This window comes from Serratia sp. AKBS12 (assembly GCF_024793895.1).
Classification (GTDB): domain Bacteria; phylum Pseudomonadota; class Gammaproteobacteria; order Enterobacterales; family Enterobacteriaceae; genus Serratia_F.
The window spans coordinates 23,394-46,570 of record NZ_JANUSB010000007.1 but is presented as its reverse complement, the minus strand read 5'-3'; the positions used below and the strand labels follow the sequence as shown (position 1 = coordinate 46,570).

General features: G+C 57.0%; 21 protein-coding genes and 1 pseudogene. 7 read left to right on the top strand and 15 right to left on the bottom strand.

Going from position 1 to position 23,177, the window contains the following annotated elements; translation table 11 throughout:
• Positions 1-20 precede the first annotated feature (20 nt).
• From NYE85_RS04825 to NYE85_RS04810, 4 genes are all read left to right on the top strand, one after another.
• Entirely contained in the window at positions 21-1,301 is a 1,281-nt protein-coding gene (locus NYE85_RS04825; RefSeq protein WP_259003431.1) for a histidine-type phosphatase, read from the top strand.
• A 149-nt stretch (positions 1,302-1,450) separates the two neighbouring features.
• On the top strand, positions 1,451-2,164 hold the full coding sequence (locus NYE85_RS04820; RefSeq protein ID WP_259003428.1) for a 4'-phosphopantetheinyl transferase superfamily protein: 714 nt from the start codon (positions 1,451-1,453) through the stop codon (positions 2,162-2,164).
• Between the two features lie 152 nt (positions 2,165-2,316).
• Positions 2,317-2,883 carry an NADPH-dependent FMN reductase gene (locus NYE85_RS04815; RefSeq protein WP_259003426.1) on the top strand — a complete coding sequence of 189 codons (567 nt, stop codon included), beginning with the start codon at positions 2,317-2,319 and terminating at the stop codon, positions 2,881-2,883.
• A 92-nt stretch (positions 2,884-2,975) separates the two neighbouring features.
• Positions 2,976-4,028, top strand: a complete 1,053-nt coding sequence (locus tag NYE85_RS04810) for a hypothetical protein (RefSeq protein ID WP_259003424.1) — start codon at positions 2,976-2,978, stop codon at positions 4,026-4,028.
• Between the two features lie 43 nt (positions 4,029-4,071).
• Here the strand turns inward: NYE85_RS04810 and NYE85_RS04805 are convergent, their stop codons facing one another.
• Entirely contained in the window at positions 4,072-5,409 is a 1,338-nt protein-coding gene (locus NYE85_RS04805) for an NCS2 family permease (protein ID WP_259003422.1), read from the bottom strand.
• A 223-nt stretch (positions 5,410-5,632) separates the two neighbouring features.
• Between NYE85_RS04805 and yieH the strand changes: the two genes are divergently transcribed.
• Positions 5,633-6,301 (top strand): 6-phosphogluconate phosphatase, encoded by a 669-nt coding sequence (gene yieH, locus NYE85_RS04800; RefSeq protein WP_259003421.1) that lies wholly within the window; start codon positions 5,633-5,635, stop codon positions 6,299-6,301.
• Positions 6,302-6,337: 36 nt separating this feature from the next.
• On the opposite strand, the pseudogene NYE85_RS04795 reads toward yieH, so the two are convergent.
• The 9 genes and pseudogenes from NYE85_RS04795 to NYE85_RS04755 form a co-directional block, all read right to left on the bottom strand.
• Positions 6,338-7,015: pseudogene (locus NYE85_RS04795) on the bottom strand (amino acid ABC transporter permease); the annotation flags it as partial.
• The gene (locus NYE85_RS04790; RefSeq protein WP_259003417.1) at positions 7,005-7,742 is read right to left on the bottom strand and encodes an amino acid ABC transporter permease; all 738 of its coding nucleotides are present in this window, start codon (positions 7,740-7,742) and stop codon (positions 7,005-7,007) included. The pseudogene NYE85_RS04795 and the gene NYE85_RS04790, both read right to left, overlap by 11 nt.
• A 76-nt stretch (positions 7,743-7,818) precedes the next feature.
• The gene (locus tag NYE85_RS04785; protein ID WP_259003415.1) at positions 7,819-8,658 is read right to left on the bottom strand and encodes an ABC transporter substrate-binding protein; all 840 of its coding nucleotides are present in this window, start codon (positions 8,656-8,658) and stop codon (positions 7,819-7,821) included.
• Between the two features lie 164 nt (positions 8,659-8,822).
• Positions 8,823-9,563: a phosphate signaling complex protein PhoU gene (phoU, locus tag NYE85_RS04780; RefSeq protein ID WP_259003413.1), complete on the bottom strand. Its 741-nt coding sequence runs from the start codon at positions 9,561-9,563 to the stop codon at positions 8,823-8,825.
• A 12-nt stretch (positions 9,564-9,575) separates the two neighbouring features.
• Entirely contained in the window at positions 9,576-10,352 is a 777-nt protein-coding gene (gene pstB / locus NYE85_RS04775; protein WP_004956947.1) for a phosphate ABC transporter ATP-binding protein PstB, read from the bottom strand.
• A 47-nt stretch (positions 10,353-10,399) separates the two neighbouring features.
• Positions 10,400-11,281: a phosphate ABC transporter permease PstA gene (gene pstA / locus NYE85_RS04770; RefSeq protein ID WP_371902056.1), complete on the bottom strand. Its 882-nt coding sequence runs from the start codon at positions 11,279-11,281 to the stop codon at positions 10,400-10,402.
• Between the two features lie 10 nt (positions 11,282-11,291).
• The gene (gene pstC / locus NYE85_RS04765; RefSeq protein ID WP_259003412.1) at positions 11,292-12,248 is read right to left on the bottom strand and encodes a phosphate ABC transporter permease PstC; all 957 of its coding nucleotides are present in this window, start codon (positions 12,246-12,248) and stop codon (positions 11,292-11,294) included.
• A gap of 77 nt (positions 12,249-12,325) precedes the next feature.
• On the bottom strand, positions 12,326-13,366 hold the full coding sequence (gene pstS / locus NYE85_RS04760; protein ID WP_259003411.1) for a phosphate ABC transporter substrate-binding protein PstS: 1,041 nt from the start codon (positions 13,364-13,366) through the stop codon (positions 12,326-12,328).
• A gap of 409 nt (positions 13,367-13,775) precedes the next feature.
• On the bottom strand, positions 13,776-14,351 hold the full coding sequence (locus NYE85_RS04755; RefSeq protein WP_259003409.1) for a TetR/AcrR family transcriptional regulator: 576 nt from the start codon (positions 14,349-14,351) through the stop codon (positions 13,776-13,778).
• Positions 14,352-14,571: 220 nt separating this feature from the next.
• Between NYE85_RS04755 and NYE85_RS04750 the strand changes: the two genes are divergently transcribed.
• Together NYE85_RS04750 and NYE85_RS04745 are read left to right on the top strand one after the other, a co-directional pair.
• Positions 14,572-15,357, top strand: coding sequence for an SDR family oxidoreductase (locus tag NYE85_RS04750; RefSeq protein WP_259003407.1), 786 nt, complete (start codon positions 14,572-14,574; stop codon positions 15,355-15,357).
• A 61-nt stretch (positions 15,358-15,418) separates the two neighbouring features.
• Entirely contained in the window at positions 15,419-16,438 is a 1,020-nt protein-coding gene (locus tag NYE85_RS04745) for an NADP-dependent oxidoreductase (protein WP_259003405.1), read from the top strand.
• Between the two features lie 134 nt (positions 16,439-16,572).
• On the opposite strand, the gene glmS is transcribed toward NYE85_RS04745, so the two are convergent.
• From glmS to atpG, 5 genes are all read right to left on the bottom strand, one after another.
• Positions 16,573-18,402 (bottom strand): glutamine--fructose-6-phosphate transaminase (isomerizing), encoded by a 1,830-nt coding sequence (glmS, locus tag NYE85_RS04740; RefSeq protein WP_259003403.1) that lies wholly within the window; start codon positions 18,400-18,402, stop codon positions 16,573-16,575.
• Between the two features lie 285 nt (positions 18,403-18,687).
• Positions 18,688-20,058: a bifunctional UDP-N-acetylglucosamine diphosphorylase/glucosamine-1-phosphate N-acetyltransferase GlmU gene (glmU, locus tag NYE85_RS04735; RefSeq protein ID WP_259003401.1), complete on the bottom strand. Its 1,371-nt coding sequence runs from the start codon at positions 20,056-20,058 to the stop codon at positions 18,688-18,690.
• 277 nt (positions 20,059-20,335) lie between these two features.
• Positions 20,336-20,755 carry a F0F1 ATP synthase subunit epsilon gene (locus NYE85_RS04730; RefSeq protein WP_004933814.1) on the bottom strand — a complete coding sequence of 140 codons (420 nt, stop codon included), beginning with the start codon at positions 20,753-20,755 and terminating at the stop codon, positions 20,336-20,338.
• A gap of 20 nt (positions 20,756-20,775) precedes the next feature.
• A complete protein-coding gene (gene atpD / locus NYE85_RS04725; protein ID WP_004956918.1) occupies positions 20,776-22,158 on the bottom strand; it encodes a F0F1 ATP synthase subunit beta in 1,383 nt (460 codons plus the stop codon).
• Between the two features lie 98 nt (positions 22,159-22,256).
• On the bottom strand, positions 22,257-23,120 hold the full coding sequence (atpG, locus tag NYE85_RS04720; protein ID WP_004956916.1) for a F0F1 ATP synthase subunit gamma: 864 nt from the start codon (positions 23,118-23,120) through the stop codon (positions 22,257-22,259).
• Positions 23,121-23,177: the final 57 nt, after the last annotated feature.

Here is a 23,177-nt window from a genome sequence, read left to right as displayed (position 1 = left end):
ACGTTAACGAGGAATATATTATGTTGCTATTGCAAAAGGACTGGTCACGTCTGTTATTTGCCGTCACGCTGGGCATGATTTCCACCGTAGCCCAGGCTGAGCCGCGCTACGTATTGGAAAAGGTGGTTGAGGTCAGCCGCCACGGCGTACGCCCGCCGACCTCAGGCAACCGGCAGGCGATGCAGGCGGGAACCGGCCGAGAGTGGCCGCAATGGCTGACGCGCGACGGCGAACTCACCGGCCACGGTTATGCCGCCGCCGCGCTGAAAGGACGCTATGAAGCCGACTATTATCGCCGTCAGGGGCTGTTGGCCAGCGGCTGCCCGAGCGCGGGAGCGGTGTATGTCTGGGCCAGTCCGCTACAGCGCACGCGAGCCACCGCGCAGGCGTTGATGGACGGCGCATTTCCCGGCTGCGGGGTTGCCATTCATGCGGCCGCCACCGAACAGGATCCGCTGTTTCAGACAGATAAAATGGGCCTGGCGCCGCTCGATGCCGAACGGGCCAGCACGGCAATAAGGCAGGCGATGGGCGGCAGCCCCGAGCAGGTGAAAACGCGCTTTGGCGCTGACATACGGCGTCTGCAAGCGGCGGTCTGCCTGCCGCAACAGGCCTGTCCGGCCTTTGAACAACCCTGGGAAATCACTCAGGAGCACGACGGCCGCTTCAGCATCAACGGCCTGGGGACACTGTCCAACATGGCGGAAAGCATTCGCCTGGCATACAGCGAAAACCAGCCGACGGCACGGGTCGCCTTTGGCCACGGCGTCAACGCATCGGCCGTCGCGCCGTTGCTGCCCCTGCTCACAGCCCGCTATGACTTTACCAATGACGTGCCCTACATCGCTCAACGCGGCGGTTCGGTATTGTTGAACCAAATTGCGCTGGCGCTGGCCGCCGACCAGACCTCAGCCGGTGCTCCGCCGGCCGCGCGCTGGCTGCTGTTTGTCGCGCATGATACCAATATCGCTTATCTGCGCACCCTGCTTGGCTTTAGCTGGCAACAGGGGCTTTACCCACGCGGTAATATTCCGCCGGCCGGCAGCCTGGTATTTGAACGTTGGCGCGATAGGCAAACTGACCAACGCTTCCTGCGTCTGTACTTTCAGGCGCAATCGCTGGATCAAATCCGCCAGCTGTCACCTCTGAGCGCGCTGTCACCACCGTTAAAAACCGAGTTTAGCCACCCTGGCTGCCGCCAGTTGTCACTGGGCGTACTCTGCCCCTGGGCTGAGGCGATGCAGCGGATGCACGCGGCTATCGACCCGACGGCGCTGCCTGCCGTGCAGTACCGACCGTAATCTCCCCGTGCGGCGCGCACTCTGCAGCGCCGCAGCACTACCCACGCAATAAATAGGATAAACCGCATATGCGTTTTTAATGAAAAATCTTAAGGTTACGCATAATCTACTTCTCCAGCGACGATGCTCTTACTGACATGGAGTGAATAATGGCATGCCATTTTGCCCGATGGAGCACGACACCCACTCAGTTGAATACCCAACGGTTGAGCGCGGAGCTGATCGCCAGTAGCGTGACATTCTCCGCCAAGCGCCGTCAGCGCTTTCTGCAGGGGCGCATTCTGCTCGCCGAGATGATGTTTTATCTGTATGGCCTGGCGAAATTGCCGCCGATCGCCACCACGCCCACCGGGCGCCCGTGTTTTGCCGATCATCACCTGCCCGATTTCAGCCTGGCTTACGCCGGTAACACCGTTGGCGTTTTGCTGAGCAACGAAGGCAGAGTGGGCCTGGATATTGAAGTCATGCGCGCACGCGTCGCCAATCAGCAAAAGTTGCAGCATCAATACCAGAGCGCCAGCGAAACCGCCTGGATCGGCATGCAGGACGATCGGTTAGAGGCGGAAACCCAGCTGTGGAGCATTCGCCAAAGCGTGCTGAAAATCTCCGGCCTGGGTAATAGCGGCCAGGCGACGCTCAGCCTGCGGCCGTTTTCCGGCCAATTGCGCTCCAGCGTCACGCCTAAGGTGCAGGTGGTAAGCGACGCCGATGCATATCAAAGCTGGGCCTGTGCACGCGAACCACAACTGGAACGGTTGATATGCTGGCACTATGAACCGCAGTTGGGGCTGGAAAGAAAAGGCGAGCTCTCGGCACGTTCGTCGAGCGACTCGCTGCGCTTTATCAGGCTTTCCGGTGTGTAAAATTCACGCTAATGCCGGCAATAGACGACAAAAGGCTGGCGCAGCACCCATAGGCAGAAATAAACCACATACGGCTGTCCCCTGCGGTTTATTTGCCCTAGTATTTATCGGTGTTCCACGCTGAATCTGTTCATTAGAAAGGGAGAGTCATCATGTCAGACCAAGCATTAAAAATCGTCACTCTGCTCGGCAGCCTGCGCAAAAACTCCTACAACGCCATGGTCGCGCGTACGTTACCGAAGCTGGCACCGCCAGGTGTAACCATCGAGGCATTGCCTTCCATTCGCGATATCCCGCTTTACGACGCCGACCTGCAGCAGGACGAGGGGTTCCCGGCCACGGTCGAAGCCATCGCCGATCGGATTCGCCAGGCCGATGGCGTGATCATCGTGACGCCGGAATATAACTATTCCGTGCCGGGTGGCCTGAAGAATGCCATCGACTGGCTTTCTCGCCTGCCAAACCAGCCGCTGGCTGGCAAGCCGGTGGCCATTCAGACCAGTTCAATGGGACCCATCGGCGGCGCACGCTGTCAGTACCATCTGCGCCAGATCCTGGTATTCCTCGACGCCATGGTGATGAACAAACCGGAGTTCATGGGCGGCGTGATCCAGAACAAGGTTGACGAGCAAACCGGCGAACTGGTTGAGCCGGGTACGCTTGACTTCCTGACCGGCCAACTCTCTACCTTCAGCGACTATATCCGTCGGGTAAGATAAGGCTTGGTTAGCGGCGCCTTCCCTTACGTCAGAAGGCGCCGATGCTGGAACCCGCCACGCCTACCGCTATTTTGAAATAAAGACATAACGCCATGTATTGTTTTGTTTTAGCCTTATTGTTGGCTGTTATCACCAGACCCTTGCTTGCCGAACAGCTGCGCTACCCCGCCGGAGAGGAACCGGTGGAGTTGCCGGCACATCACCTATTGAACGCCAAATTGCCACGGGCGGCGCACAATCAGGAAGAAAAAAAGCTTGAGGCAATGTCGCTGTATTTGACCCTGATGCGCGAAGATCGGCACAACGTCTGGGCCCCCTATCAGCTGGCAGCCTCCTCTGCCGAAAAGGGGCAAACCGAGCTGGCGGAACGTTATCTGCAGCTGAGCGCCAAACGCGGACTGTGGTATTACTACAACCTGTTGGAAGACGATGCGTTCAGTAGTATTCAGCACCGCCGTACCTATCAATCTATTCTTGCACAAGCCAAAGCCCGCTATCTGCAGCGCGCCCAGCAATTTGAAGGGAAAGCCAGCTACGCCCTGCCAAGCGGCCCGACGCCCGCCGGCGGCTGGCCAACGGTGGTGTTTCTGCATGATTACGGCAAATCGGCCAGCATCAGCGCCGAAGATCGTCTGCTGTTCAGTTCCCTTGGCGCCGCCTACATTGAGCTGAACGGCACGCAAATGCTGTCGGAAAACAGTTTCCGCTGGTCCAATTACAGCGATGAAACCACCCAAAGCGCCATTCAGCGCGCGTTGGCACCGCTGACCACCGAACTGAATCTCAACCCGCAACAGGTATATTTGTCCGGTCGCGGCCAGGGTGCGTTGCACGCTGCCAACCTTCTGGCGAAGTATCCGCAGTTTTATGCCGGCGCGCTGCTGATCGCGCCGCACGGCGAAATCACCCCAGCCAGACAGACGCTGGCTGAAAACAAGCGCATCGTACTGGCCTATTACGATCGTCAGAACTTTAGCGCACGGGCGCTGGCGCTGCATTTCGCCGAACTGTTCAATACCGGCAATCAGGTGCAGCTACAGCGTTTTAATCAGGCGAAAAGCGCCATGGTTGGTTGGCAGGGGCGTTTTGCGCGGCCAATGGAATGGGTGCTGGGTAAGGCGCCGGATGCACATCCGGATGGATAAAAAACGGGCCCAGCAAGCTGGACCCGGCTTTCTGCCAACGGCATCAATGCCCGTCGACAAACACGATCTTCAGAACAAACAGCAGCGCCACCACCACCACGCAAGGGCTAATCTCACGCCAGCGGCCGGTGCCCAGCTTCATTACGCAGTAGGCGATGAACCCCAGCGCAATGCCCTCGGTAATCGAGAAACTGAACGGCATCATCACCGCAGTGACGAACGCCGGTACCGCCTCGGTAAGATCGTCCCATTTAACCCGCGCCAGACTCGAGGTCATCAGCACGCCTACGTAAATCAGCGCACCGGCGGCAGCATAGGCCGGAACCATGCCAGCCAGCGGAGACAGGAAGATCACCAGCAGGAACAGCAGACCGGTAACCACCGCGGTCAGACCGGTGCGGCCCCCCACCGACACGCCGGACGAACTTTCAATATAAGCGGTCACCGACGAAGTGCCGATAAACGCGCCGCCCACCGAGCTGATGCTGTCTACGTACAGCGCCTGCTTCATGCGCGGGAATTTGCCTTTTTCATCGGTCAGTCCGGCCTTGTCGGTGACGCCAATCAGCGTACCGGAGGAATCGAACAGGTTAACCAGCATGAACGAGAAGATAATCCCGGCCAGCCCGACGTTTAGCGCGCCGGCCAGATCGACCTGACCGACCACCGAGGTAACGCTTGGCGGCATCGAAAATACCCCGCCGTACTTCACGTCGCCCAAGGCCCAGCCAATCAGCGTGGTGACCACGATCGACACCAGCACCGCCGCGTGGATATTGCGCGAAGCCAGAATGGCGATGATAAAGAAGCCCAGTGCTCCCAGCAGTACGCTGTGTGAGGTCAGATTGCCGACCGTAACCAGCGTGTCCGGATTCGCCACCACGATCCCGGCGTTTTTCAGCCCCATCATGGCGATAAACAGGCCGATGCCGCTGGTGATGCCAATGCGCAGGCTCAGCGGAATATTGGCGATCATCCAGTAACGGATGCGGAAAATGGTCAGCAACAGCAAACCGACCGCGCCCCAGAAAATCGCCCCCATACCGACCTGCCATGAGATCCCCATCGCGCCAACCACCACAAAGGCAAAGAAGGCGTTGAGGCCCATCGCCGGGGCCAGCGCCACCGGCAGGTTGGCCAGCAGCCCCATCAGAATGCTGCCAAAGGCGGCAATCAGGCAGGTGGTAACGAACACCGCCTGTGTATCCATACCCGCAGCGCCGAGGATCTGCGGGTTGACGAATACGATGTACACCATGGTCAAAAAGGTGGTAAAGCCGGCAATCGTTTCCGTACGTACCGTAGTGCCATGCTGCTTGAGTTTAAACACGCGCCCAAGCAAGCCTTGCTCAGCGTCAAGGCCAGTGACTTGTTTGGTCATTATCAGAATTCCGAAGAAGGGAATGGACAGTCCGCCGGCTATCCTATAACAAAATTTCCGGCTTTTGACGTCGATCACAGGTTTTTTTCGCCTTTTCGGCGGTTTTGCTCGGTAATCCGATGGATTTATTGCGAATTGGCCGAAGCGGGCCATCTTGCTATCGCTTTCCTGGCGCAGCCGGTTAAAGTGGGAGTACTGTAGCAACCGCGAGGGCAAGGTTTCGATGACCCAGATTGACTGTATTCTGTTTGATTGCGACGGCACGCTGGTGGACAGCGAAGTGCTGTGCAGCATGGCCTATGTACATATGTTTGCCCAGCATGGCATCACGCTGTCGCTGGAAGAGGTATTCAAAAAATACAAGGGTATAAAACTGTACGAGATTATTGACCAGGTGAATGCTGAGCATGGCACCAGCCTGGCCAAAGAGCTGCTGGAACCGCAATATCGTCAGGAAGTTGCGCGCCTGTTTGACACCCAACTGCAACCTATCGCCGGCGCACGTGAGCTGTTGGCGCAGGTCAGCGTGCCTTTTTGCACCGTTTCCAACGGGCCGGTAAGCAAAATGCAGCATTCGCTCGGCCTGACCGGCATGCTGTCCTATTTTGATGACCGGCTGTACAGCGGCTACGATATCCAGCGTTGGAAGCCGGACCCGGCGATCGTCTACCACGCCGCGGCGCAAATGCGCGTACCGGTAGAACGCTGCATTCTGGTGGATGATTCCGCCGCCGGCGCACAGGCCGGGATCGCCGCTGGTATTCCGGTGTTTTACTTCTGCGCCGATCCGCACAATAAGCCGATCGATCACCCGCTGGTCACCCCCTTCGACGATCTCGCCCAGTTGCCGTCGCTGTGGCAGCAGCGCGGCTGGCAGTTAACTGGCCGGTAACGGCGGTTTGCGTCCTGCACGCACCAACGCTTTGGCCTGCGGGCTGAAGCGTTTGTTCAAGCCATTGGCCAGCAGATCGAGCGCCAGACAGAACGCGAAGTACACCAGCGCCACAAACAGGAACACCTCCATCGGATACGCCATGCTGCGGTTATTCACCTGGGTGGCCAAAAAGGTCAGTTCGCCGACGCCGACGATGTAGGCCAGCGAGGTATCCTTAATCAGAGAAATCCATTGGTTGATGAACGAGGGCACCATCATGCGTAACGCCTGCGGCAGCACGATCAGCGCCAGCGTTTGCCAACGCGTCAGCCCCAGCGACAGTCCGGCTTGCCACTGCCCGGGGCCAATGGCGACGATACCGGCCTTCACCGCATGGGCCAGATAGGCGGCGGCGATCAGCGCCAGCGCGCACACCACGGTGGTGATTTCCGGGATCTCCACGCCAAACACGATGGGTAACAGGAAATAGGTCCAGAAAATCAGCATGATCACCGGTATGGCACGGAAAAAGCCTAATACGGCAGCCAGTAGCCCGGCAAGCGCACCGCGTGACATCGCCAGCAGTATTCCCAGTAAAGTGCCCAGTAGTGCCGACGCCACGCCGGCCATCAGGCTGATGGCCAGGGTCAGCGCTGCGCCGCCCAGCGGGCCGTCCGGCCAGGTGCCCAACAGCAGATAACGCAGGTTTTCCTGAATAACGCTAAAATCCATTCTGCGCCCCTCGCTGCGATTTGCGCTGTTGATGCCACATGCCCCAACCTTCCAACAGCGCAATAATGGCGATGTACAGCAGCGTGGCAACGCCAAACGCCTGGAAGGTGCGTAGCGTTTCGGTTTCTACCTGGCGCGAAGCATACGACAGCTCGGCAACGCCGATCGCCATCGTCAGCGACGAGTTCTTGATAAGATTCATGTATTGGCCCAGCAGCGGCGGCAGGGCGATGGTCAACGCCTGCGGCAGCACCACATGGCGCATCGCCTGCCAGCCGGTCAGTCCCAGCGCGTTGGCGGCCTGTTTTTGCCCGACAGCCACGCCGCGTATGCCGGAACGGACTTCCTCGGCGATAAACGCGGCGGAATACAGCGTCAGCCCGCAGAAGCCGGCCAGAAACTCGAACGACGGCCAGGCCAGCCACCCAAGCTGATGTGGGGTATTCAGCCATTGCATGGCGGCAGACGGCAGCAATTGCCCGGCGGCGAAGTACCAGAAAAACAGCTGTACCAGCAGCGGCGTATTACGAAACAGCGCGCTGTAGGCAACCGCCAGCCAGCGCAGCGGCGGCAACTGGCTGGCGCGCAACGCGGCGACAGCCAGCCCCAGCAGCGTGGCCGCCAGTCCGGCACAGGCGGAAAGCCATAGCGTCAGCAGAAAACCGTGCCATAGCCAGCCAAGATATTGCGGCTCCAATAGCCAGTCCGCAAGAAATTGCACGCTCATCGTTGTTCTCTCGGCATCCATGCAGCAAGGGCACAGCTCACTGCGCCCTTGCGTTCAAGGCAGCATAACGCCTGCATCAGGCTTTAGGTTGCTGAGCCAACGGCGCAATTTTGAAGTCGCCGCGCGGTTGAGCGCTTTTGGTTTCCGGGCCGAACCAGCGCTGGTAAATCTTCAGCGCTTCACCGCCCTGTTCCAGCTTAAGCAAGCTGTCGTTGATGGTCGTCGTCAGGCGTTCTTCGCCCTTGGGAATGCCGATGCCTTGATATTCTTTGGTAATACTGAACGGTGAAATTTCAAAATCGGCTTTTTGCGCCGGCGTCAGGTTGCCGAGCAGGCCGACCAGCTTGGCGTCATCCTGAGTGATCGCCTGTACGTTGCCGTTACGCAGCGCCACAAACGCCAGTGGGGTATCGTCATAGGAAATCACTTTGGCGGTCGGGTAATGTTCGCGCAGGGTTATTTCCTGTACCGTGCCTTTATCCGCGCCGATACGCAGCGTTTTGATGTCCTCCGGGGTCTTCAGCACCCCTTTACGCGCGATGAATTTCTGCCCGGTGGCGAAATATGGCACGCTGAAATTCACTTCCTTGGCTCGTTGATCGGTAATGGTAAAGTTGGCGGCAATCAGATCCACTTTTTTGGCTACCAGCAGCGGAATGCGGTTAGCCGGGTTGGTGGCGCGCAGTTCGACCTTCACCCCGAGAGCCTTGCCTATCGCATCGGCAATGTCGACGTCGTAACCCACCAGCTTTTTGCTCTGCGGATCGATATAGCCAAACGGTGGATTGCTGTCGAATACCGCGATGCGCACCACGCCGGCCTGTTTGATGTCGTCGAGTTTGTCCGCCTGCGCGGCACCGCTAGCGAGACCGGCCAAGCCGGCCAACAAGGTTAAAGCCAAAGCGCGCTGTTTCATGAAAAGCTCCCAAGTGGTTGATGTCCTGCTGATGGATAAGCTAGCAACTGCCACTTAGGTCAGGAAATAATATAAAAAGCTATATTTATAACCGTTTTAACTTCAAGGTTATTGGTCGTAAAAAAGGCGCAGCACGCTGCGCCTTTGCCGGGAGAACGGAACCGTTACTCGCCGGTAACGTCCGGTGGCGTTTTGCCATCGGCCAACAGTTTATCCAGCGCATCACCGCCGATATGGCGGAAATCCTGCCCCTTAACAAAGTAGAAGATGAATTCGCAGATATTCTGACAACGGTCGCCGATACGCTCGATCGAACGCGCGCAGAACAGCGCAGTCAGCACGCTGGGAATGGTGCGTGAGTCTTCCATCATATAGGTCATCAGTTGACGCACGATACCTTCATATTCCTGATCGACCTTCTTGTCTTCGCGGTAGATACGCACGGCTTCGTCGAGATCCATGCGGGCAAAGGCATCCAGCACGTCGTGCAGCATTTGCACGGTGTGACGGCCAAGGGATTCCAGGCTGACCAGCAGCGGTTGATGCTGATGCGAAAACTTTTCCAACGCGGTGCGGCAGATTTTATCTGCCACGTCGCCGATACGTTCCAGCTCCGAAATGGTCTTGATGATCGCCATCACCAGACGCAGGTCACTGGCGGTCGGTTGGCGTTTGGCAATAATACGCACGCAGGCTTCGTCGATCGCCACTTCCATCATGTTGACCTTGTCGTCGCCGTCGATCACTCGCTTGGCCAGCTCGCCGTCCTGGTTGTGCATCGCGGTAATGGCATCGGTCAATTGCTGTTCCACCAGCCCGCCCATGGTCAATACCTGGGTACGGATGTGCTCGAGTTCAGCGTTAAACTGGCCGGAAATGTGTTTGTTTAAATTCAGGTTATCCATGATGCATCCTCATCAACCATAACGGCCAGTGATGTAATCTTCAGTCTGTTTTTTCTGCGGCGCGGTGAATAGGGTGTCAGTATCACTGAACTCAATCAATTCGCCCAGATACATAAATGCTGTCGAATCAGAACAACGCGCGGCCTGCTGCATGTTATGGGTCACTATCACCACGGTGTAGTCCGACTTCAGCTCACTGATCAGTTCTTCAATCTTACCGGTAGAGATCGGATCCAGCGCCGAACAGGGTTCATCCAGCAACAGCACGTCGGGTCGAATGGCAATGCCACGGGCGATGCACAGACGCTGCTGCTGGCCACCGGACAGGCTGTAACCGCTCTGGTGCAGCTTGTCTTTGGTTTCATTCCACAACGCCGCTTTGCTTAATGCCCACTGTACGCGCTCATCCATGTCGGCACGCGACAGTTTTTCAAACAGGCGAACGCCGAAGGCGATGTTGTCGTAAATAGACATCGGGAACGGCGTCGGCTTTTGGAACACCATACCCACCTTGGCACGCAACAGCGCGATATCCTGGTTATCGGTCAGAATGTTCTGGCCATCCAGCAGAATATCACCTTCGGCGCGCTGCTCCGGATACAGCTGGTACATTTTGTTGAAGGTGCGCAGCAGCGTGGACTTGCCGCAGCCGGAGGGGCCGATAAACGCGGTCACTTTGTTCTTGGCGATGTCCAGCGTGATATTTTTCAGCGCATGGAATTTGCCGTAATAAAAGTTCAGATCGCGTACCTGAATCTTGCTGGCGGAAGCGAGGTCAATATTACTCATCTAGACTTCTCTCTTTTCACAGCGCCGCCGCGGCGGCGCTTAAATTTTTATGAATGCTTTTTCTTGGCGAAAATCACACGCGCCAGGATATTCAGTAACAGTACGCACAGGGTGATCAGCAACACCCCGGCCCAGGCCAGTTGCTGCCATTCGGCAAACGGGCTCATGGCGAACTTGAAAATGGTGACCGGCAGGTTGGCGATCGGCTGCATCAGGTCGGTGGTCCAGAACTGGTTCGACAACGAGGTAAACAGCAGCGGTGCCGTTTCGCCGGCAATGCGTGCAATCGCCAACAGCACGCCGGTAATGATGCCGGACACCGACGCCTTCAGCGTAATGGCGGAAATCATGCGCCACTTCGGCGTGCCGAGCGCATAGGCAGCTTCTCGCAGCGTATCCGGTACCAGCTTGAGCATGTTTTCGGTGGTGCGAATGACGATCGGCACCTGCAGCAGCGCCAGCGCGATAATGCCCGCCCAGCCGGAAAAGTGCTCCATCTTCGCCACCACAATGGTGTACACGAACAGGCCGACCACGATTGACGGTGCCGACAGCAAAATGTCGTTAATAAAACGAATCACTTCTGCCAACCACGATTTACGGCCGTACTCTGCCAGATAAATCCCCGCCAGAATGCCGAGCGGGGTACCGAAGATGGTCGCCCACAGGATTAACAGCCCGCTACCGGCGATGGCGTTGGCCAGCCCGCCACCAGCGGTGTTAGGCGGCGGTGTCATTTCGGTAAACAGCGCCAGCGACATGCCGTCGATGCCCTTGGTGACGGTAGAAAACAGGATCCATACCAGCCAGAACAGGCCGAACACCATGGTGGCCATCGACAGGAACAGCGCGATGCGGTTCTTCTGGCGGCGCCAGGCCTGCATTTTGCGGCGGCTTTCCGCCAGTGCCAGGTTATGTTGCATATCCATCGTCGCCACGTTAGCGTCCCTCATTCTTGGCCAGGCGCATAATCATCAGTTTCGACAACGCCAGCACGATAAAGGTGATAACAAACAGAATCAGACCCAGCTCCATCAGTGCTGCGGTGTGCAGCCCGGATTCCGCTTCGGCGAATTCGTTGGCCAGCGCCGAGGTAATGCTGTTGCCCGGCATATACAGCGAGGCGCTGTCGAGCTGGTAGGTGTTGCCGATGATGAAGGTCACCGCCATGGTTTCTCCCAGCGCTCGGCCCAGACCCAGCATTACGCCGCCGATCACGCCGTTTTTGGTGAACGGCAGGACGATGCGCCAGATAACTTCCCAGGTGGTACAGCCGATACCGTAGGCCGACTCTTTCATCATTACCGGCGTCTGTTCAAACACGTCGCGCATTACCGCGGCGATGTAAGGAATAATCATGATCGCCAGAATCACCCCGGCGGCCAGGATGCCGATGCCGAAGGCCGGGCCGGAGAACAGTTCACCGACGATAGGAATACCGGACAGGACATCGCCAACCGGTGTCTGGAAATATTCGGCAAACAGCGGGGCAAATACGAACAGACCCCACATGCCGTAAACGATGCTCGGAATGGCCGCCAGCAGTTCAATCGCCACGCCCAACGGGCGCTTGAGCCAGTTCGGCGCCAGCTCGGTCAGGAACAGTGCGATGCCGAAGCTCACCGGGACCGCAATGATCAAGGCGATAAGCGAGGTAACGATGGTGCCGTATATCGGTACCAGTGCACCAAACTGCTCCGCCGGTGCGTCCCACTCTTTGGTCCACAGGAAGGAGAAGCCAAACTTCTGCATGCTCGGCCAGGAAGCGAAGACGAGTGAAACAATGATGCCACCCAGCAGCAATAGGGTAATCAGCGCCGCCAGTTTCACTAGCGCGCTGAACAGGATGTCACCATTTTTGCCTGGAGCCTTAATGGTCGGCTTGTACTCAGCCATAGATTACTCTTCTGTTTAAAGCTGGGAGGGCCCGGCATGCCGGGCCCCTATATGACGGCTAACCAAACGCTTGCCGCTTAGTACAATGCTTTGCCTGAGCTGTCTTTCACGTTGGTTTTCCAGGCCGCACGCACCTGTTCAACCACTTCTTCAGGCAGGGTGGCGTAATCCAGCGCTTTGGCTTCGTCGCCACCGGACTTGTAAGCCCAGTCGAAGAATTTCAACACTTCAGCGCCTTGCTCAGGCTTCTTCTGTGCCTTGTGAACCAGGATGAAGGTGGTGGAGGTAATCGGCCACGCGCCCTCGCCTTTCTGATTGGTCAGGTCCTGGGCGAAGGTTTTGCTCCAGTCCACGCCTTTGGCCGCGTTGCTGAACGCATCTTCCGTCGGGTTGACCGCTTTGCCATCGGCAGACACCAGCTTGGTGTAGGCCAGATTGTTCTGTTTGGCGTAGGCGTACTCTACGTAGCCAATGGCACCCGGCAGACGTTGCACGAATGCCGCAATACCGTCGTTGCCCTTACCACCCAGACCGGTCGGCCAGTTAACCGTTGAGCCAGCGCCGATTTTCTCTTTCCACTGCGCGTTGACTTTGGCCAGGTAGCTGGTGAAGACGAATGACGTACCGGAACCGTCAGCGCGGCGTACCACGGCAATGTTCTGATCTGGCAGTTTTACGCCCGGGTTGAGTTTGGTGATGGCTGGGTCATTCCATTTTTTGATGTTCCCCAGGTAGATGTCACCCAACGTTTTACCATCAAGGGTCAAATCACCAGATTTGATGCCCGGAATATTGACCGCCAGCACTACGCCGCCAATTACGGTCGGGAACTGGAACAGGCCATCAGCAGCCAGCTTTTCATCGGACAACGGCGCATCGGAGGCACCAAAGTCAACGGTATTGGCGATGATTTGCTTCACACCGCCAGAGGAACCAATCCCCTGATAGTTAACTTTGTTGCCAGTTTCTTTTTGATAAGAATCTGCCCACTTGGCATACACCGGTGCGGGGAATGTCGCACCTGCACCGGTCAGGTTGGCAGCAGCGAAAGCAGACACAGAGGCCAGGGAGAAAGTCGCTGCCACAATACTGGCGACGGTGGTACGCATCAGTTTCATAATCCCTCCTAATGGGATATTCAAAAATCGACTTCGAGTCGTTTTCATCAGAGTAAGTATTGCTGCAGGAGGGAAAATAGGACAGTTTGGTGACAGAAAAATGTATGAAATATGACAGTTATATGACAGGCGACGGCATTTAAAATTAATTTATTAAAAATCATCGCGTTATAAAAAAATCCGCCTGATTGGCGTGTTTTTTTAATCTGCGGACTTTCTGAAAATTGCGGTTTTTCTGGTGGTTAATCAACCGATTATCGTTGGAATTATTCTCGTTAAAACGGCGGTTTCGGCCGCCGAACGATAACGCTGATGCGACAATCGCTCACCCAGCGGCGCTACCGTGTCGGCAATCCCACCGCCATCTCATGCACTAGGTTAACGTTTGATGACGCTTCTACGCTGTGAGTTACTGCGCAGCGCTGTCAGCATGCGGATCATCAGCGTCAAGCATACGCGTGCGGCAAACCTGCAGGATCTCGTCCGCCAATGCCGAACCTTGCGGACAGGCACGCGACAGCACCAGCGCCCCCACCAGACGGGCAAGCGTGTCGATACCCGCAGCTCGGGTTTCGCCCGCGCCATCGCCCCGCTGCGTCAGCATGGCCAGCTGGCGTTCAATGCCTGCGGCAAATAATTCCTTAACCGACTCGGGCTGGCGCGCCGCATCGGTAGACAGCGCAGCCATCACACAGCCGTCGCCGACATGGTTGCGATGCTCGCGGGACAGATACTGTTCGACGATCTGCGCGACATCCTTTCCTTCGATTTTTGCCTGCGACTGGGCAAACCCGCAGGCTACCGCTTCCAACATCAGATCGGCTTTGGAGCCAAAGTGTTTGTAAAACCCGCCATGGGTAAAACCGGCGGCCGACATCAACTCGGCAATGCCGACGCCGTCGTAGCCGCGCTCGCGAAACAGCACCGAGGCCGTTTCCACGATGCGCATCCGGTTTTCTTGCGCCTGCGCTTTGCTCACTTTCATTTTTATCGCCCCTCACCCTTTGAAAATCATGGCGTCAGTATACATTGATGATGCTCGTAATCAAACCGATTGACAAGTTAGATTATGATCATCATTATTAATCGCGCCAGCCAGCCATAGCCCAATCGTGGAAAACCGGCTGGTTAGCCGTGATCCTACGCAACCCCCTTCGGCCCAAAGATGCATATCGCCGATACTCATTAAACAAGAGAGTGAATATATGACTACTTCTGCCATCCTGATTACCGGCGCATCCACCGGTATCGGTGCCGTGTACGCCGAACGCTTCGCCCGCCGTGGCCACGATCTGGTGCTGGTTGCACGGGATCAGGCACGACTTGATGCTCTTGCCGCACGCCTGCGGCAAGAAACCGGCGTGGCCGTTGATGTCTTGCCAGCCGATCTTACCCAATCTGACCATCTGGCCAGGGTCGAATCGCGTCTGCGTGAAGACTCGCGCATCACCACCCTGATCAATAACGCTGGCATTGGTCAGTCAGGTGGCTTCGCCGAGCAGACGTCGGCGTCGATTGAACAACTTATCATGCTCAACATTACCGCATTGACGCGGCTGGCCAACGCCATTACGCCACGCCTGGTGCAAGCAGGTAGCGGCTCGATCGTTAATATCAGTTCTGCCCTCAGCCTGATGCCCGAGTTCGGGGCGACGGTTTATGGCGCCACCAAGGCCTTCGTGCTGTATCTGTCGCAGGGCATGCATCTGGAACTGTCACCCAAGGGCATTTATGTTCAGGCGGTGCTGCCAGCCGGCACCTACACCGAAATCTGGCAGCGTGCTGGCATCGACAGCAGCACCCTGCCGCCGATGATGGAAGTGGGCGAACTGGTCGATGCGGCGCTGGTCGGTTTCGATCGTCGCGAACGGGTGACCATCCCCCCACTGCACAACGCCGAAAGTTGGGATGCATTTGATGGCGCAAGACTGGCCATGCTGGCAGATATCAAACAGGACGAAGCCGCTGCAAGATACAAAAACGGCCAATAAATCGCTGAAACCCGCCATGCAATACCGTGCCTTTCCTTAAACGCAGCGAGAAGAACATGCAATGAACAATCAGACGATGAAGGCACTCACCCTCAGGCGCTATGGCAAATCGCCCGAGGTAGGGTTCGACCAGGTTTCTCTGCCTGCGCTGCAGGCCAATGAAATCAGGGTAAAGGTTCATGCTGCCGGCCTGAATCCGATCGATAACATCATCCCGACCGGCATGTTCAAGGCGGTACTGCATTTGCCGCTCCCGACAACGCTGGGCAGCGATCTGGCAGGCGTCGTCACCGAGGTGGGCAACGGCGTAACCCGCTTCACGCCCGGTGACGCCGTTTTTGCCAGCCTGTTCGATCTGGGATCGGGATCCTTTGCCGAGTTCGCGACGGTGCCGGAAAGCGCCGCCGCACTCAAACCGGCCAATCTGAGCTTCGTGCAGGCTGCCGCCATGCCGATGGTGGCGTTGACCGTCTGGCAAGCACTACGTGAGCGTGCCAGGCTGCACGCCGGGCAGAAGGTGTTTATCCCTGCCGGATCCGGCGGTATCGGCACCTTTGCCATCCAACTGGCAAAACATCTGGGCGCAACGGTGGCTACCACCACCAGTAGCCATAATGTCACCCTGGTACGCAGCCTGGGCGCAGACCAGGTGATTGACTACCACCAGCAGGATTTCGCGAGCGTACTCAGCGGCTACGATGCGGTACTTGGCACCCTCAAGGGGGAGACGATTGAAAAATCCGTCGGTATTCTCAAGCGGGGAGGCAGCATCATCTCGCTGACCGGGCCATTGGACGTTGCCTTCGCCCGGACCAGAAAGCTTAACGTCTTTTTGCAGTTCATCTTCTCATTGATGAGCCACAAGATGATGCGTCTGGCGAAACAGCACGGCGTGAATTATTCATTCCTGTTTGTGCGCGCCGACGGCACCCAGCTCGCCGAGATCGGCAAACTGCTTGAAACCGAGCGTATCAAGCCGGTTATCGATACGGTATTCCCGTTCGAACAGGCCAAGGAAGCGCTGGCTTATCTTGCCCAGGGTCGGGCGAAAGGAAAAGTCGTGATCGAGATGCAGCCGTAGTCCAGCGTTCAGCCCGCCGGATACCGCCATGCTGCGTCCGGCATAAAAAAATCCGGTATGCGGGTAAACGGCATACCGGATTGGCTGTTTGCGGTTTCGCGCATTGCGCCGGCAATGGCGCGCAGCGCGACGCATTACTCTACGGTGACGGACTTCGCCAGGTTACGCGGCTGATCGACGTCAGTGCCTTTGATCAGCGCAACGTGATAGGACAACAGTTGCAATGGCACGGTGTAGAAGATAGGCGCGACGATTTCTTCGACGTGCGGCAGAGGAACGATGGTCATCCCCTCGCTACTGACGAAACCGGCATCCTGATCGGCGAACACATACAGTTGGCCGCCGCGTGCTCGGACTTCTTCAATATTGGACTTCAGCTTTTCCAGCAGTTCGTTGTTTGGCGCTACCACGATCACCGGCATATCGGCATCAATCAGCGCCAATGGGCCGTGCTTCAGTTCGCCAGCTGCATAGGCTTCGGCGTGAATGTAGGAGATCTCTTTCAGCTTCAGCGCGCCTTCCATGGCAATCGGATACTGATCGCCACGGCCGAGGAACAGCGCATGATGCTTGTCGGAGAAGCCTTCCGCCAGCGCTTCGATGCTCTTGTCCAGCGACAGCATCTGCTCAATGCGCGCCGGCAACGCCTGCAGGGCGTGCACAATATCATGTTCAACGCTTTCCGCCATGCCTTTCAGACGTCCCAGACGCGCCACCAGCATCAGCAAAACGGCAAGTTGGGTCGTGAAGGCCTTGGTCGACGCCACGCCGATTTCCGTGCCGGCCTTGGTCATCAGCGCCAGATCGGATTCACGTACCAGAGAAGATCCCGCCACGTTGCACACCGCCAGCGAGCCCAGGTATCCCAGCTCTTTCGACAGGCGCAGCGCCGCCAGCGTGTCGGCGGTTTCGCCTGACTGTGACAGAGTGATGATCAGGCTGCCCGGGCGCACCGCGGACTTGCGGTAACGGAATTCGGAGGCGATTTCGACATCGCACGGCACGCCGGCCAGTGATTCGAACCAGTAACGCGCTACCATGCCGGAATGGTAAGAAGTACCGCAGGCGATAATCTGCACGTGCTGCACCTTCGCCAGCAGTTGATCGGCGCCTTCGCCAAGCTCGCTCAGGTTGATCTGGCCATGGCTGAAACGCCCTTCCAGGGTGTTTTTCAATGCCAGCGGCTGTTCAAAAATTTCTTTCTGCATGTAATGACGATAAGCGCCTTTGTCACCCGCGTCATATTGCACCTGGGATTCGATTTCCGGGCGCTCGACCGCATTGCCTTGCTTGTCGAATACGTTGACGGTACGACGAGTCATTTCCACCACATCGCCTTCTTCCAGGAAGATGAAACGACGGGTCACCGGCAGCAGCGCCAGCTGATCGGACGCGATAAAGTTTTCGCCGACGCCGCGGCCAATCACCAGCGGGCTGCCAGAACGCGCGGCGACCAGCACGCTCGGATCGCGGCTGTCCATCACCACGGTGCCGTAAGCGCCGCGCAGCTGTGGAATAACGCGTTTGACCACTTCCAGCAGCGTACCGCCCTGCAGCTGTTCCCAATGCACCAGGTGCGCGATCACTTCGGTGTCGGTTTCGGACGCAAAGCGGTAACCGCGTTCAATCAGCAGTTCACGCAGCGGTTCGTGGTTTTCAATGATGCCGTTATGCACCACGGTGATGTAATCGGACACATGCGGGTGAGCGTTGGCTTCGGTCGGTTCGCCGTGGGTTGCCCAACGGGTGTGCGCGATGCCGGTACCGCCATGCAAAGGATGCTGTTCTGCAGCTTCAGCCAGTTTCTGCACCTTGCCGACGCGGCGTAAACGGCTGACGTTGCCTTGCGCGTCAACCACTGCCAAACCGGCCGAGTCATAACCGCGGTACTCAAGACGGCGTAAGCCTTCCAACAGAATCTCTGCAATATCACGTTGCGCTACTGCGCCTACAATTCCACACATCAGTTGTATTCCTAATGAAACGCCATGCTGGCGCTTTTCGATGTCTCGACCTGATTTTGCCGGTTTTACCGTGCAGCCCCCGAGCCTGTAGATGGTGGGGATTATTATGTTTTGTATTGGGCTCTACATTGGAGCCCAATACAAAACATATTATTTCTACTACATGTTACCGCCCAATAGATTTCGAGTTGCGGCCAGGCGGCAAATGTCAGAATCCCCAGGAGCTTACTCAAGTAAGTGACTGGGGTTCTGTCATAAAGGCAACAACGCTATAAAGGGCTGTCTCTATCTCTTTTTAATCGGGCGCTGCCAGCCCTGAATGTGCACCTGCCTGACGCGGCTCAGCACCAGCTCATCGTCGCCGATATCGCGAGTGACCGTGGTGCCGGCGGCGATGGTGGAGCCTTTACCGACCGATACCGGCGCCACCAGTTGGGTGTCCGAACCGACAAACACCCCATCGCCGATAATGGTCTTATGCTTATTGGCACCGTCATAGTTACAGGTAATGGTACCCGCGCCAATATTGACATCGTCACCAATCTCGGCATCGCCCAGATAGCTGAGATGCCCGGCCTTGGAGCCTTTGCCCAACCGCGCTTTCTTCATTTCGACAAAATTGCCGACGTGAGCGCCCTGCGCCAGCTCCGCGCCTGGACGCAAGCGTGCAAACGGCCCGACGGTACACTCGGCGCCCAGCACCGCGTCTTCCAGCACGCTGTACGGGCTGATTTCGCAGTCATCGCCCACCACGCAGTTTTTCAGAACGCTGCCAGCACCGATTTTCACCCGGTCGCCCAGTTGCACCTGACCTTCGATAATCACGTTGGCGTCGATTGACACGTCGCGACCGTGCGTCAGTTCACCGCGCAAATCGAAACGCGCCGGATCGAGCAGCATCACGCCGGCCAGCAGCAGCGCTTGCGCCTGCTCGGCCTGATACACCCGCTCAAGTCGTGCGAGCTGAAGGCGGTTGTTAACCCCTTCGACTTCGCTGAGGCGATCGGGGTGCACCGTTTCGATGGTTCTGCCGTCGGCATGGGCCAATGCGATGATATCAGTGATGTAATATTCACCCTGCGCATTGTCATTGGTCAGCTTGCCCAGCCAGCGCTTCAGATCGCCGCCGTTGGCAACCAGTATGCCGGTATTGATTTCATTGATTTGACGCTGTTGCTCACTGGCATCCTTATGCTCGACGATGCCGACCACGCTACCGTTTTCCCGCACGATGCGGCCATAGCCGCTTGGATCGTCCAGTTTAACCGTCAACAGGCCGATACCGCCCTGCGGCTTGGCGGCCAGCAGGCGCGTCAACGTATCGACGGAAATCAGCGGCACGTCGCCGTACAGCATCAGGACGTCTTCATCTTCGGCAAAATGCGGTGCAGCCTGCTGCATGGCGTGACCGGTGCCCAGCTGTTCGGCTTGCAGCACCCAATTCAACGCGCCGTCTGTCAGCGTGCTTTTCAGCAGATCGCCGCCATGGCCGTAAACCAAATGGATATTTTCCGCGCCCATACTGGTGGCCGCGTCGATAACATGCTGCACCATCGGCTTACCCGCCAGTGGGTGCAGCACTTTGGGAAGATCGGAATACATGCGTGTTCCCTTGCCCGCGGCGAGGATCACCACACTCATTGCGCTGTTCGACATAAGCAACCTGATAACTCCAATTTAATAGACGAAAGTAAACCCGTTTAGTGACGAAATTACTACATATTTCTTTGCACGAAGCCGGCTCAGCCCTTGCGGCTCTAGGCATGCCGTCAGTCGGAGCATTCCGATTCCCCGATCGAAAAACTGTCGGCGATCGGAGACATAATTTCCGGCTGGCAGCGCTTAATACACCACCGGCAGCCTCGGCGACAAACGCTTATTTTAAAGCAAAAAAAAAGCGACCACATGGGTCGCTTTCTTATTTCGGTATTGCTTACATCGCTTTTCTGGTGAGTTCGATGACGCGCAACTTCGCGATCGCCTTCGCCAGTTCAGCGGATGCCTGAGCATAGTCGACATCACCATGAGAGCTACGGATGTGCTCTTCAGCTTTGCGCTTGGCTTCCAGCGCTCTCGCTTCGTCAAGGTCCGTTCCACGGATGGCAGTGTCCGCCAGCACGGTCACCACGCTCGGCTGTACCTCAAGGATACCGCCGGACAGGTAGATGAACTCTTCTTCACCATGCTGTTTAACAATACGCACCATGCCAGGCTTGATGGCAGTCAGCAGCGGCGCATGCCCCGGGAAAATACCCAGTTCGCCTTCGCTGCCTGTCACCTGGATCTTTTGCACCAGGCCGGAAAACATCTGTTTTTCCGCGCTGACTACATCCAGATGGTAAGTCATAGCCATATCACCCTCCTCTCAAGGCGTTACAGTTTCTTGGCTTTTTCCACTGCTTCTTCAATGGTGCCAACCATGTAGAACGCCTGCTCCGGCAGGTGGTCATAGTCGCCGTCCATAATGCCTTTGAAACCACGGATGGTGTCTTTCAGCGATACGAACTTGCCCGGAGAACCGGTAAAGACTTCTGCCACGAAGAACGGCTGAGACAGGAAGCGCTGGATTTTACGCGCACGGGATACGACCAGTTTGTCATCTTCTGACAGTTCGTCCATACCCAGGATTGCGATGATGTCCTTCAGTTCCTGATAGCGTTGCAGAATCGACTGCACGCCACGCGCTACGTCGTAGTGCTCCTGGCCAACCACCAGCGGATCCAGCTGACGGCTGGTAGAATCCAGCGGGTCAACGGCCGGGTAGATACCCAGGGAGGCAATGTTACGGCTCAGTACCACGGTTGCGTCCAAGTGCGCAAAGGTGGTGGCTGGTGACGGGTCAGTCAAGTCATCCGCAGGTACGTAAACGGCCTGTACGGAGGTGATAGAACCGGTCTTGGTCGAGGTGATACGTTCTTGCAGAACGCCCATCTCTTCCGCCAGCGTTGGCTGATAACCTACCGCCGATGGCATACGGCCCAGAAGTGCGGACACTTCGGTACCGGCCAGGGTATAACGGTAAATGTTATCAACGAACAGCAGAACGTCACGACCTTCGTCACGGAATTTCTCGGCCATGGTCAGACCGGTCAGCGCAACGCGCAGACGGTTACCCGGTGGCTCGTTCATCTGGCCGTAAACCAGGGAAACCTTGTCCAGTACGTTGGAGTCGGTCATTTCGTGGTAGAAGTCGTTACCCTCACGAGTACGCTCACCCACGCCCGCAAACACCGAATAACCGGAGTGTTCGATCGCGATGTTACGGATCAGCTCCATCATGTTTACGGTTTTACCAACACCCGCACCACCGAACAGACCGACTTTACCACCCTTGGCGAACGGGCAGATCAGGTCCATAACCTTGATACCGGTTTCCAGCAGATCCTGGGAGTTGGACAGTTCTTCGTAGCTTGGCGCCGCGCGGTGAATCGCCCAACGCTCTTCTTCGCCGATGTCGCCTTTCATGTCGATTGGCTGACCCAATACGTTCATGATACGACCCAGCGTAGCCTTGCCAACCGGGACTTCGATTGGGTGTTGCAGATCGTTCACTTTCAGGCCGCGACGCAAACCGTCGGAGGTGCCCATAGCGATACAACGAACCACGCCACCGCCCAGCTGCTGCTGAACTTCCAGCACCAGAGTTTCGGTACCGTTTTCTACCTCAAGGGCATCGTACACTTTTGGTACGGCATCCTGAGGGAACTCGACGTCCACCACGGCGCCGATTACCTGGATAATCTTTCCAGTAGCCATCTTGAATCCTCTACGTAATTCGTTTACCCGGTCCTGTTGCAGATTGCAGGCGCGTTGACCGCCTTCCGTAACCTGGACCATTCCGGGTAATAACCTGGTTAAACCGCGGAGGCTCCCGAAACGATCTCGGTGAGTTCCTGAGTGATGCTGGCCTGACGAGCCTTGTTGTATACCAACTGCAGCTCTTTGATCAGGCTACCGCCGTTATCGGTTGCGGCTTTCATCGCGACCATTCGTGCGGCCTGCTCGCTGGCCAGGTTTTCCACGACGCCCTGATAAACTTGCGATTCCACATAGCGGCGCAGCAAGGTATCAAGCAGCACTTTTGGATCGGGTTCATACAGGTAATCCCAGGCTTTTTTCTTCAGCTCACCGTCATCGGCTGGCGGTAACGGCAGCAGCTGAATGACCTGCGGCTCCTGGGACATCGTATTGACAAATTTATTGCTGACAATGTACAGCTTGTCCAAACGACCTTCGTCGTAAGCCTGCAGCATCACTTTCACCGGCCCGATCAGATCCGACAGGGAAGGGTTATCCCCCATGCCGGTCACCTGGGCAACCACGTTGCCGCCCACGGAGCCAAAGAAAGAGGCCGCTTTGGAGCCAATCAGCGCCAAATCAGCTTCAACGCCTTTTTCGGACCAGCCTTTCATCTCCGCCAGCAGCTTTTTGAACAGGTTGATGTTCAAGCCGCCGCAGAGACCACGGTCAGTAGACACCACCAGATACCCGACGCGCTTGACGTCGCGTTCGTCCAGGTACGGGTGCTTGTATTCCAGATTCCCCAACGCAAGGTGACCAATCACTTTGCGCATGGTCTCTGCATAAGGACGGCTGGCCGCCATGCGATCCTGCGATTTACGCATTTTGGAGGCGGCGACCATCTCCATCGCTTTAGTGATCTTCTGCGTGTTTTGCACGCTTGCGATCTTACTACGTATCTCTTTTGCGCCGGCCATCTCTGCTTCTCCTCATTGCCAGACGGCCTGCTGTCTTTCAACAGCAGGCCGCTGCGC